At 51.7% G+C, this 12,410-nt stretch carries 11 protein-coding genes; 6 read left to right on the top strand and 5 right to left on the bottom strand.

The window, feature by feature from the left end:
- The first annotated feature begins 323 nt into the window (after positions 1-323).
- The 5 genes from ACWJJK_RS11505 to ACWJJK_RS11485 all read left to right on the top strand — a co-directional run bounded on the left by ACWJJK_RS11505 (position 324) and on the right by ACWJJK_RS11485 (position 4,136).
- Positions 324-647 (top strand): HvfA family oxazolone/thioamide-modified RiPP metallophore, encoded by a 324-nt coding sequence (locus tag ACWJJK_RS11505; RefSeq protein ID WP_133716004.1) that lies wholly within the window; start codon positions 324-326, stop codon positions 645-647.
- 30 nt (positions 648-677) lie between these two features.
- Entirely contained in the window at positions 678-1,523 is an 846-nt protein-coding gene (locus tag ACWJJK_RS11500) for an HvfB family MNIO-type RiPP peptide maturase (RefSeq protein ID WP_156881194.1), read from the top strand.
- Positions 1,516-2,280 (top strand): HvfC family RiPP maturation protein, encoded by a 765-nt coding sequence (locus ACWJJK_RS11495; protein ID WP_156881193.1) that lies wholly within the window; start codon positions 1,516-1,518, stop codon positions 2,278-2,280. Before ACWJJK_RS11500 ends, ACWJJK_RS11495 begins: the two co-directional genes overlap by 8 nt.
- Positions 2,281-2,605: 325 nt before the next feature.
- The gene (locus tag ACWJJK_RS11490; protein WP_133716007.1) at positions 2,606-2,932 is read left to right on the top strand and encodes a hypothetical protein; all 327 of its coding nucleotides are present in this window, start codon (positions 2,606-2,608) and stop codon (positions 2,930-2,932) included.
- Positions 2,933-3,308: 376 nt separating this feature from the next.
- The gene (locus tag ACWJJK_RS11485) at positions 3,309-4,136 is read left to right on the top strand and encodes a hypothetical protein (protein ID WP_156881192.1); all 828 of its coding nucleotides are present in this window, start codon (positions 3,309-3,311) and stop codon (positions 4,134-4,136) included.
- Between the two features lie 337 nt (positions 4,137-4,473).
- On the opposite strand, the gene ACWJJK_RS11480 is transcribed toward ACWJJK_RS11485, so the two are convergent.
- The 3 genes from ACWJJK_RS11480 to ACWJJK_RS11470 form a co-directional block, all read right to left on the bottom strand.
- Positions 4,474-4,638, bottom strand: a complete 165-nt coding sequence (locus ACWJJK_RS11480) for a helix-turn-helix domain-containing protein (protein WP_156881191.1) — start codon at positions 4,636-4,638, stop codon at positions 4,474-4,476.
- Positions 4,639-4,878: 240 nt separating this feature from the next.
- Positions 4,879-5,970, bottom strand: a complete 1,092-nt coding sequence (ychF, locus tag ACWJJK_RS11475; RefSeq protein WP_077732554.1) for a redox-regulated ATPase YchF — start codon at positions 5,968-5,970, stop codon at positions 4,879-4,881.
- 33 nt (positions 5,971-6,003) lie between these two features.
- Positions 6,004-7,467 carry a mannose-1-phosphate guanylyltransferase/mannose-6-phosphate isomerase gene (locus tag ACWJJK_RS11470; RefSeq protein ID WP_086134758.1) on the bottom strand — a complete coding sequence of 488 codons (1,464 nt, stop codon included), beginning with the start codon at positions 7,465-7,467 and terminating at the stop codon, positions 6,004-6,006.
- A gap of 369 nt (positions 7,468-7,836) precedes the next feature.
- On the opposite strand from ACWJJK_RS11470, the gene ACWJJK_RS11465 reads away from it, so the two are divergent.
- Positions 7,837-10,584, top strand: a complete 2,748-nt coding sequence (locus ACWJJK_RS11465) for an EAL domain-containing protein (protein WP_434101857.1) — start codon at positions 7,837-7,839, stop codon at positions 10,582-10,584.
- A gap of 1 nt (position 10,585) precedes the next feature.
- On the opposite strand, the gene waaA is transcribed toward ACWJJK_RS11465, so the two are convergent.
- Both waaA and rplI read right to left on the bottom strand, forming a co-directional pair.
- Positions 10,586-11,854: a lipid IV(A) 3-deoxy-D-manno-octulosonic acid transferase gene (gene waaA / locus ACWJJK_RS11460; protein ID WP_454128095.1), complete on the bottom strand. Its 1,269-nt coding sequence runs from the start codon at positions 11,852-11,854 to the stop codon at positions 10,586-10,588.
- 60 nt (positions 11,855-11,914) lie between these two features.
- Positions 11,915-12,361 (bottom strand): 50S ribosomal protein L9, encoded by a 447-nt coding sequence (rplI, locus tag ACWJJK_RS11455; protein WP_077732551.1) that lies wholly within the window; start codon positions 12,359-12,361, stop codon positions 11,915-11,917.
- Positions 12,362-12,410: the final 49 nt, after the last annotated feature.

Raw genomic sequence — 12,410 nt, 5'->3', positions numbered from 1 at the left:
AATAGCTCAATGCTCAGTTGCTGACCATATCATTCCGGCCACAGTTCCCTTTATTACTTCGAGATTTTCATCAGCAACTGAGAAACGTGATGGCCAATTGGCACCGTCAGCTTAGGAAAAAGGCGGCGGTTCAGGGCTGATAGAGTGCACAATTTTCGCTTATTGTGTGAGAATAACGGACTTAACAAAGTCTGACACGGAGATATCGTCCCGGCACGTGCCGTCCTGGAGAATGACCTGCCGCTTTGTTGAATCCTGATGTCTAACAGTTTGGCGCGCGTGGCGCTCGACAATTCGAAATCGATTGAGAGGAATAAGAGGCAATGAGCAAAAGAGTATTAAAAACCGTAATGGGAGCCGCTGTCGTAACATCCTTGTCCGCTGTCGCTAATGCGTCCGAAAACCCGTTTGGAATTAAAGACTTGGATAATGGCTATCTGCAGGTGGCAGAGGCCGGCAAGGAGCAAAAAGAAATGGTATGCGGTGAGGGGAAATGCGGCGGGCAAATGATGAAATCCCAGGAAATGAATTGCGGCGCCATGAAAAAACAAAGCCAGGAGCAGGAGAAAAAAGCAATGGAAGGCAAATGTGCGGGTATGAAAACGGATCAAGCGCAGCCTCCCAGCACGGAAACGAAACCACAATAAGCGACTTCGTGTTGCCACCCTCCGGGGAACATGAAGAATTTCGCCATCCAAGGCGCCGGGCTCGGTCTTAGGCGGGCCTTCATTGGCCCGCTTACCGAGCATCCGCCGGAATCGGTCGATTTTTACGAAATCGCACCGGAAAATTGGACGAGAATAGGGGGGAAGCTTGGAAAACAGCTACGAACCTTAACCGAGCGGTTTCCCTTCGTCTGTCACGGATTATCCCTGTCGCTGGGTGGTCCTGCGCCGCTTGACGAAGAATTTCTCACCGAGCTCAAGACTTTCCTCAACCGGCATCATATTCGCCTGTACAGCGAACATCTGAGTTACTGTGGAGATGACGGCCATCTGTACGACCTCATGCCGATTCCATTTACGGAAGAAGCGGTCAAATACACAGCTGAGCGCATCATCAGAACTCAAGAGATTCTCGAGCGGCGGATAGCGATCGAAAACATTTCCTATTACGCCGCACCGGGCAAAGAACTCGAAGAAATCGATTTCCTCAACGCGGTGCTTGAAGAAGCTGACTGCGATCTGCTGCTCGACATCAATAATATTTATGTCAACAGCGTTAACCACGGCTACGATGCGGAAGCGTTTTTGAGCGCGATACCGGCGCATCGTATCGCCTATGCCCATGTAGCGGGGCACTACGTCGAGGCGGTTGATTTTCTGGTCGACACCCATGGCGCGACGGTTATAGATCCGGTTTGGCGATTGCTGAGCATGGCTTATGAGAAATTCGGCGTATTTCCGACTCTTTTAGAGCGGGATTTCAACATTCCTCCTTTATCCGAACTTCTTTCTGAAGTTCAACGGATTCGAGCGCTTCAGACGGCTGCATCGTCGCAACCTGTTCGGCGTTATGGCTAAAGAGATCGCTCCATTCCAACAGATACAATATGCGTTTGCCGCATATATTCGTGAACCACATCAAAATCCACCTCCGTGCGGACCCGCGCCGGAACGGATGAAGGTTTACCGAGAACTGTTCTTCAACAACATCGAGAACTTTCTAGCAACCGGTTTTCCGGTGCTTAAGAGTATCTTGAGCAAGACTGATTGGCTTGCTTTAGTTCAGGCGTTCTATGCAAGGCATCGAAGTAAAACGCCGTACTTTGCCGAAATAGCCGAAGAATTTCTGGATTATCTCCAGAATGAATACATAAGCCGCCCTAGCGATCCGCCATATTTGTTGGAACTCGCGCATTACGAGTGGACCGAGTTGGCTTTAGTCATCGCTGAAGGCGAGGTGCCACAAGGAAATATCGACTCGGCTGATGACCCGCTGGAGCAAACGTTCCACCTGTCGGAACTTGCCTGGCCCTTGGTTTACCAATTCCCCGTACACAAAATCGGCCCGGGGCAGCAGCCGAGCGAACCTCCGGACCAGCCCACTTGTCTTGTCGTGTATCGCGACCGTGCCGATACGGTGAAATTCTTGGAAATTAGCCCCGTAACGTGCCGGCTCCTGCAGATTCTTCAACAAGAAGAAGAGATGCGGGGGATCGATTGCCTCTTCAAGTTGGCAGCGGAAATCGGGCATTCAGATCCTCAAGCTTTAGCCTGCCATGGCGCTGAGATCCTGCGATCGCTTTCGGAGCGTGGCGTCATCGGGATTTGCCGATAACGAACGCCCACTCGATTTGCGGGGGAGTTCCGCGCTTCGAGCATCCAAGCTGTCCCTCTCACTAAAAAACGTTTTAACCGGCGCCTCCTCCGCTCCCGATCGGATTTTTCCTGGCATTGGAGTTTCTCCGATTTTCTTGCTGTCACAACAAGGCTTCACGCTCCGAGTTCTACTGCTCGGGCTGGATATCGGCGCATTTCGTCTCGTCCTGTCCGACGTCGCAACTGCGGTAAACGATAGGTGTTACGTAATGAAAAATATTTGAAATTAGTCGTTACGTAACTATAATAGAACTGCCTTCGCTAAATGCCGTTAGTAACGAGAAATGAAAGACCAGACTGATAAGCAGCCCGTTAAAAGTGCCCCCTTGCAACGTCGACGGGGGCGTCCTGCAACTGGTCAAGCAAAAACCAATGCGCAGCGACAGGCGGAATGGCGAGCCAAGAGGCAGGCCGAATTACAGGCGTTACGTGACGAAAAAGGGAAGGGGACTGGTGGGCATGAAGTTGAGCGGATGAAAGCCGAGCTTGAATCGGTGCAGCGGGAACTGATCCAGGTTCAAAGCGAGTTGGCGGATGTAATTAAGCTGTTGAATGATGCGGGACTTGAGATTTCCAACCTGAAGTCGAATCGTTACGTAACTCAAAATTAACGGCCGATCGTTGGTTATGACGAACTTCCGTTGGCGACCAAGAATTTACTCCATGACGGGATCGATTGGCGCGCTTGGTCAGTTTCCTCTGTCGGCTCAGTTTATTCCGTATGAATCTGGTGGTAAATCATATTTTTTTATCGGGGTTTTAGTTGGAAGAGATTTGCCCCCAACGGCCCTAGCGATGCCTTCGAGATAGGGGCCGAGGAAAGCGCTGCGCACTTTCCTCGGCCCTTTAAGGGCGCACATTGAAGGTGTAGGAAAACGCTAAACTCAAAATGAACAATCAATGAGCTACAGACCCTAAAATTCGCGAAAGCAGAGTTTTTCTACAGTCTCGTTGAAGACGTTGAATAATCGAATTATCAGGAATGACATGACGAGCGAAAGCCTGCAAGTAAGAAGAAAAAAAGCCATTGCTGAATGCATTGGTCAGGTGACGTTGCAGTGGGCCCACCTCGAATTTCTTATTGACGCGTTAGTTGCTTATTTCCACACCTTTTTTCATGGAAAGATCATAGAAAAGTACAGGCCTCGCGCATTTGGACGGAAAGCAGCATACCTGCGCGCGAGTTTCACGCGACTAGAAACTATGCAGTGGGCCTCCCCGTATCTCCCTGTCCTAGAGCAGTTAGAATCTGCCGCGAAATTTCGTAATTGGTTCATTCACGGTCATTTAACGGAGGCCAATGACGATCAAACAATTAAGTTTGTCCGTCACTCATTCGACGGTTCTCCATTTGGGCTGGAGACCAAGACCTTCAAGTATGACGAAATTTACGACTTGGCCAAAAATGTTCACCATCTCGCGATTGGAATGAAAGGCCTACTGGAAATGGTTATGGATTTCATAGACAAACATATCAATAAGGATCTAGCAGTCAACACAGACACAGACTCATCAGATGTAACGGTTCAACTCGTGGGCGTCTCCGCCAAGGCTGAGGTTGGTCGTGTCGCCGCAAAAGGGGTTTCGCGCATTGGGAAGAGAGGGCGAGGCAAATATGATCACGAGGCACTTCGTGGCCAGGAATTTAGCGAAGCAGGACATCTAATGGAAAAGGAACGAATTATTGACCGCAAGAATGATTATTACAAAGAGCTGGTAATTAATACCGATACGGGCGAGGTTGTTCTAGCTGTTGAGCAACCATTATCTGAACATATAGGCCATGGTTCCGCAAAACATAAGAAGCAAACCTAACACGGCGTTTGTTCGGTAACTTGAGGATGTAAGCCTCAGCTGCTTTGGTCCGAGTTTGGGAAGTTCGGGTCAGTAGTAATAACCCGGACTTAGTGCTATGGGTGGCACTCTTGGCCTAAATTGGGCGTTTCGGTGTTGGAAACCAGTTCCCGGCCTTCGTTGAGCCAACGCCGCCAGCGCTGGCGACGGTTCCAACGATCTAAATCGGTGGCTCGGCGTCCTTCCAGTTCGCTTTCGAGGTACGGATAGGCCCGGTCATGCCGGGCGTGATGAAGGCCCGTCCTGGGCCGATGATGCGGTCCTCCGCGATGTAACAGCCTTCCCAATCCTTACCGATTCAGCCGAGATCCTGGGCTATCAGCCGAAACAGTTTGATGATCGCGACGGGTGCGCCGGATCGTTCCCAGTTCTTCACGGTCCAGACCGACACCCCCAGGAACGCGGCGGCCTTCTTGGGGCACTGGAAACCCGTCTTAGCGCGCACACAATAAAACTCGTTCATGTTGTCCTCTCGTTGTTATTGTTTGAAGGACGAATGACCGTAACCAGCGGAACCGCCGGTGTAAGTGACGGATTACCATTAAGCTAATTACGCATAATGTATATTATGTTAAATCAGAAGCCACGGGCTAAATACATAGTGTTGAAAGCGGCTCCCATTTCTGAACCGCTTCCAACAAACAGATCGATCGACACTGCTATCGCGTGCCTCGATGACTAATGCCGTTTACTAAATTAAGACTCAAACGTTGAAGCGGAAATGAACTACATCACCATCGTGCATGACGTAGTCCTTTCCCTCGAGGCGCCACTTTCCAGCATCTTTGGCGCCTTGTTCGCCTCGATGGCCGATGAAGTCATCGTATGCAATGACTTCGGCGCGAATGAAGCCGCGTTCGAAATCCGTGTGAATTACACCCGCAGCTTGGGGAGCCGTCGCTCCGATCGGGATGGTCCAAGCCCGTACCTCCTTAACTCCGGCCGTAAAGTAAGTCGCCAGGTTGAGCAGTCGATACGCGGCTCTAATGACACGGTTCAAGCCCGGTTCTTCCAATCCCATTTCCTTTAAAAAGTCTCCTTTCTCATCATCTTCCAGTTGCGCTATTTCAGCTTCGAAAGCTGCACAAACCGGCACGACCACAGCCCCCTCCTTTTCTGCGAAGGCGCGTACTTGGTCTAAGTAGGGATTATTTTCGAATCCATCCTCGCGTACATTGGCGATGTACATCGTCGGCTTCATCGTAAGAAGATGCAGGTCGCGAACAAACGCTCTGGCCTCTTCCTCCATCGGCAGAGTTCGTGCCGGTTGACCGGAATCGAGATGTTCCAGCAATTTCTCAATCAGCTGCTTCTTTGCTAAATCTTCCTTGCTTCCGGATTTCGCCGATTTCGATACACGCTGCAAAGCTTTATCGGCCGTAGCTAGATCAGCCAAAGTCAGCTCTGTGTTGATGATTTCGATATCCGAAATGGGGTCGACTTTTCCTGCCACATGCACAACATCTTCGTCTTCGAAGCAGCGGACGACATGGGCAATGGCATCGGTCTCTCGAATGTGCGCGAGGAATTGGTTTCCCAACCCCTCCCCTTTAGACGCGCCGGCTACCAGGCCTGCAATATCGACAAATTCGATGGTCGTCGGTACAACGCGCTCCGGCTTTACAATTTCGGCCAGTGCGTCCAATCGGGGATCCGGTACGGGAACCACGCCGACGTTTGGGTCGATGGTACAAAAAGGATAATTTTCCGCCGCAATGGCTGCTTTTGTCAGTGCATTAAACAAGGTGGATTTGCCGACGTTCGGCAAACCCACGATTCCGCAGTGAAGCGTCATACGTGAATAATTTATATAGAGTCTGTAGATTATTTAAGATTCGAGGCGATGGTATCGGTCTTCGAACCGAACGATATCGTCCTCGCCGAGATAACTTCCGGATTGTACTTCAATGATTTCCAAAGGAATTGTGCCCGGATTTTCAAGGCGATGCCTAATGCCGAGCGGGATATAAGTGGACTCGTTTTCGGTGAGAAGAAAGGTATCTTCACCGCGCGTCACTTGCGCCGTGCCTTTGACGACGATCCAATGTTCCGCGCGATGGTGATGCATCTGTAGCGAGAGAGTCGCGCCAGGCTTAATCGTAAGGCGTTTTACCTGATAACGAGAGCCGTTATCGATCGACTCATAATCACCCCAGGGCCTGTGAACTTTCGCGTGGAACACGTGCTCCGATCTATTGGCTTTCTTGAGATACTCCGTGATCGACTTAACATCCTGAGCTCTATCTTTGTGGGCCACTAAAACAGCATCCGTGGTTTCGATCACTACAACGTCTTCTATACCGACCGTGGCCAAAAAACGGTTCTGCGAATACAGCAACGAGTTTCTCGTATCTTTGAGAAAGACATCGCCGATCGCGACGTTGCCGGAATCATCCGCAGGCTTCACTTCGCTGAGCGCCGGCCACGATCCAAGATCCGACCAACCCGCGTCCAGCGCCAATACGACGCCTCTAGGCACCTCCTCCGCCGCGGTGTTCAGCTTTTCCATGACAGCGTAATCGATCGAGTCACTAGGACATTGTGCAAATGCGTCCTTGTCGACACGTATGAAATCACCGTCACGTTTGCTGGCCGACAATGCCGCCTTGCAAGCGTCAAAGATTGCAGGCTGGCAACGACTAATTTGGTCAAGCCAGATTCCGGCCCGCATGATAAATATCCCACTGTTCCAGAAATAGCGGCCGGACGCGAGATAATCGGCAGCCGTTTTGGCATCCGGTTTTTCCGTAAACCCATCTAGAACGAATACGCCCTGCTCAATGTCAGCCCCGCGCCGAATATAACCAAAGCCTGTTTCCGGCTTTTGAGCCACTATGCCGAACGTGACGATGTCACCTTTGGCAGCCAGTTCCACGGCTTTCGACATTCGCGCCTGAAATTCTGCGACATTTTCTACGTGATGATCGGAGGGTAATACCACCAAAACGGGATCGCACTCATCCTCTAAAGCGTACAAAGCTGCAAGAGTCACTGCCGGCGCGGTATTTTTTCCGATAGGCTCAAGAAGAATAGCGCTTCGGTCCAAGCCCATCTGTCTAAGCTGCTCTGCCACGATAAACCGGTGCATTTCGTTGCAGACGACCAAGGGCGACAGTAACTCTAACTGGCCCTCCTGAGCGCCCATGCTAATGACCCGATAAATCGTTTCCTGAAAGAGACTTTTATCTCCGACAAGCGGGAGAAATTGTTTTGGGTAAGCTTCCCGTGAAAATGGCCATAATCGAGTACCGGCCCCTCCAGATAAAACCACAGCCTGAACAGATATCTTCATGAGCTTTCCGTAAAAATCGTCTGATCAGTACAAGAGTATAAACGAGGCGGCTGAATCCTAGCCATCCCAGTTGCTCACAGGTGACTTGTACTTCCATTCGTCACGAAAGAGCGAGGCGGCAAACGATTGATTATCATTACATGGGTTATACTGAAAAAAAGGTTATCCGGATAAACGCCTAAGCCCGTTCTCTCAATTCAGTTCAAAATCTTGGCACTTCGAAAAATTTTCAACGGACCCGAATTCGGTAGTACTGCCAGACCGAAATCATATCCGGCGCGTCTTTCGGCTGGGCAGGCTCGGGCTAGTTCCAAACCACGATCACCCTTCCTGAGCCTCTTTTGGAAAGGTTTTTTGTTTCTCAGCATCATGATCGTCGGAATTGGCAGCGCCTTCGCCATTCTGAATTATTTCTATCTCGAGTACCAATTTCAGGAGCAGCGCCAACTCGATAGACGTTTGCTAAGCAGACAAGTTCAAGACTTGCTGGACCGTTCGACTTCCCGTTTGCAGCAAATCGGCTCTTTGCTAGCCTCGGTCGGCGGCTTTGCTTCTGCTTTGACCGGAGAGGACTATGCGGGATTACGGCAAGCCGCTAACGTTTTCAACGATTTTCAGTACGATCTGGACATCGAGCGTCTTGCATTGTTTAAGCCGAATGCACAGCGATTCTGGCAATGGGGGGGTACTCCTGCGCCGGCGCAGGCGCCGCGTCCAGAAGAGCAAGCTACGGTTTTACAGGTATTCAAGGAAGAAAAGCCCTTGTCGTTGTTGTCGTGCGCCCAACATTGCACTCTAAACGCATACCAACCGGTTTTGTCCCAGGGACAGGTCGTTGGCGTGTTCAGTCTTACCCAATCTATCGCGCAGCTCGTAGTCGAACACCGCTCATTGACCGGTTCAGACCTGGGGATCTTGATCGCGAATGGCACGGAAGACAATGCCTACTCTATCCCTAAGTGGTCTATGAGGATAGCCGCCCTCACCCACTTGGACCTCCTCGCTCCATTTCTGAAGCAGCTGTCCGAGCGTTTACCTAATCCGGTTATGGCGAGTGAGGACATTCATACTTGGAAAGGACGCTACTATGCGATCGATGTCATGCCGTTGAAGAATCTGCTTCAAGCGGAAGGATCGGTTCTGATGATAAGCGACGTCACCGCTCAGGTGAGTCACATTAGGCGAGCTGCCCGTGACGGTATTTTGCTGAGCGGTTTGAGCCTCTTAACGGCTGAGCTGCTGTTGCTTCTACTAATGCGCCTGCCGATCCGTCAGCTTCGCCGGCTGGCCGACACCCTACCGATGTTGGCACAAGGCGCCTATAAGGAAGCTCGACAGCGGCTTGCCCATCGGGCATCCGGACTCAACGATGAAATCACGATTCTGAGTGCAACAGCATTGACTCTGTCCCACCAACTTGAGGAGCAAGCACAGGCAATAACGCACAAGACCACCGAACTGGCCGCCGAGCGCGATTTCGTTCAAGGGCTATTGGACACTGCGCAGGTCATTATCCTGACCCAAACAAGTCAAGGGCGAATTCTTACGGCTAACGACTTTGTCATACAAATTACCGGTTATAGCCAAAGCGACCTTAGCGGCAAGGATTTTCTTTCCTTAATTTTGGAAAGCAAAATCGGGGACGATTTGGAGCAGGCACTGCTCGGGTTATGGAATGGGCAACGGAAACGTCTGCAGCACGAGGCGGAATTACTGTGTAAAGACGGGACGCGCCGCTTCGTGGTCTGGGTGCACACCCGGCTTCATGAAAATAACCCGGAGGGCATTGCGATTCTGTCGGTCGGTCTCGACGTTACGGATAGAGTCGAAGCGGAAAACCGTATGATTTGGCTCGCGAACCATGACCCGTTGACCGGCCTATATAATCGTCACCGTTTCCAACAGGAATTGGAGCGTCAATTTATCGAAGCGGATAGAAACAGCACGCGAGCCGCCATCCTTCTTTTTGATCTTGACCACTTCAAGGACATCAATGACACCAGCGGGCATCTCGCCGGTGACGCCCTACTTCGAAAAATCGCGCAGGAACTGAAAAATCGCGTGCGCAAGACTGATATCGCAGCGAGACTGGGAGGCGATGAGTTCGCCATTCTCATGCCTAGTCAGACCGCGGAAGGTGCATTGGCATTCGCCAATCTTCTGAATCAAAGACTCACCGAACAACCGCTCAAAATCCAGCAAAAAATCTTCCGGATTTCGGCAAGCATCGGTATCGCCATGATTCCCGAGCATGGAACCGTGATGGACGAGGTCATGGCGAATGCCGATCTCGCGATGTATCAAGCGAAAGATCGCGGTCGCGGCCGGGTCCATTTATTTTCTTATGACGATCAATCCAAGCAGCGTATTAGCGAACGGACGTTGTGGAAACAGGCCATCCAGGAAGCGCTTACGGCGCGCCGGCTCGTATTTCATTATCAACCGATTGCCGTCATCAAGGGGCGTGAAATCCGCTTTTTCGAATCATTAATACGTCTGAAACGGATTGACGGCTCATTGGTCGCGCCAGCAGAGTTTCTCGAATTCGCTCAGCTTACGGGTCTAATCAACGAAATCGACCGCTATGCCGTTGAAGCAAACATACGATTGCTAACCGAATTTGCTGAACGGGCTCCCGCGGGAGCTGTCCATGTGAATCTTTCAGGCTCCGCGTTGACCAATCGCGATTGGACTGTGGCTTTAAAATCGGCCCTAAAAAACAATGTGTTAAAGCCCGAGCAATTAATCTTCGAGATCACCGAGACGGCCGCCATCGCCGACTTCGGTACAGCAAAAGAAATCATGGAAGATCTCGCCACTCTGGGCTTCCGTTTCGCGATAGACGACTTCGGCGCGGGGTTCGCTTCTTTCTCTTATTTGAGACATCTACCGGTGAAATTCGTGAAGATCGACAAGAGTTATGTGACCAACCTAATCGATAACCCGCAGGATCGAGCCTTCGTCTCGGCTATCACGACACTTGCCCATGGGAACGATATCGAGGTGATCGCCGAAGGCGTGGAGAACGAAGCTACTCTTGTTGCGCTCGGCGAGTTGGGCGTCGATATGGCACAGGGCTATTTTATCGGGCGCCCGGCACCGCTGGCGGGCGATTGAACTAAGGATTGCTGATCAACAAACCGAGTTGTTCGACTATTCGATCCACAGCTCCCTGATTCGACGAAACGAAGCGTTTCCCATTTTCGCCGACCTCGCTACGAAGACATTCGTCAGTTAGCAGGCGCCCTGTCCAAAGGGCTAACTCTTCAACGTTCTTCACTTCGATTCCTCCGCCGCTCTCTTTGAGCTTGCAAGCGATATCGGCGAAATTAAACATGTGTGGGCCGAACAAGACCGGCACCCCTGCAATGGCCGGTTCGAGCACATTGTGGCCACCGACGGGCGCCAAGCTGCCACCGACGAAGGCAACATCGGAAGCGGCGTAAAAAACGCGCAATTCCCCCAGTGTGTCGAGCAAGAAGACGTCGATGGATTCGTCACAAGGCTCACTCTCACTCCTGAGCCGGATCCCCAGGCCCATCTTTTCACACTCCGCAACGACATCGGCGATGCGGTGGGGATGTCGTGGCGCGAGCACCAGTAACAGTTCAGGGAATTGGCTACGAAGCCTGTCGAAAGCGCTTAGAATTTGGCTTTCTTCGCCGGGGTGTGTACTACCCGCGATAAAAATCGGGCGTTTACCGAAAAGCGTGTCTCGCAGAGCTTTGGCTCGATCTTGCGCTTCGGTCGGGAGTTCCGTGTCGAATTTGATGTTGCCGGTTACGGCAACGGAATTCGGATCAGCACCGATCGCCACGTATCGTCTGGCGTCCTCCGGTGTCTGAGCGGCGATCAACCGGACGTGAGATAAACTTTCGCGCGTTAGGGAACGAAGCTTGAGGTAACCGCGCGCCGACTTTTCGGATAGGCGACCGTTAACAATGGCGAGGGGTATGTCTCGCAGTCCGCAGACGCGATATAGATTCGGCCAGATTTCCGTCTCCAACACGACCGCGAGTATCGGACTGTAATGCCGGATAAACCGATTTACGCAATCGGGTAAGTCATAAGGCAAATAAACATGCTTTGCTGTTTCGCCTAAAACATCTTTTATTCGCGCGGAACCCGTCGGTGTTGTCGCCGTAACGAGTATGGTACTTGCCGGAAAACGATCTTTAACCGCACGAATCAGAGGAAACGCGGCTTCGGCCTCGCCGACGGAAACGGCGTGGAACCAAATCACGCCGGATTCCGGCTCGGAATCATAGACGGCCAGCCTTTCGAGCCAGCGCTGGGAGTAAGTTGACTCCTTACGGGCCCGCCAGAAGAGGCGCGCAAGGATGGCTGGCGCAAGGAAATAGAACAGCGCTGAGTAGATTAGCCTCACTAGGCTAGCAGGGGGCGAGGGTCCACATGGCTTTACAGGCCATGTGGACGCGCTTCGGCTTTATTCAGGGACAATCGAGAGCGCCACACTGGCTACGACATCGCCGTGCAGCTGCACGGTGATCTCGTAATCGCCCGCTTGGCGGATAGGGCCCGACGGTAAGCGTACTTCGTGTTTCTGAATGCTCACGCCGGCGGCCGTCACTGCTTCGGCGATATCTTTTGTGCCGACGGAGCCATATAGCCGTCCTTCTTCGCCCGCTTTCTGAGCGATCTTTACGGCTAGTTTACCAATAGCCTCGGCTCGAGCTTGAGCCGCAGCCAAGTCCGCAGCGGCTTTCTTCTCGAGCTCGGCACGTCTTTTCTCGAACTCAGCCAATTTTTCGGCAGTAGCCGCGACCGCCTTGCCCTGTGGAATCAAATAATTCCGGCCATAACCGGGTCTGACGGCAACTTTGTCGCCGAGATTCCCTAGACCCGCAATCTTTTCTAAAAGAATAATTTCCATCGTCGAATGCCTCGATAGTTTTTAGCGTTCTAATAATGACAGCAATAGT

The organism is Methylocaldum gracile, assembly GCF_053646815.1.
Note: the sequence above shows the minus strand (reverse complement) of the source record. Positions and strands in the feature narration are given on the sequence as shown.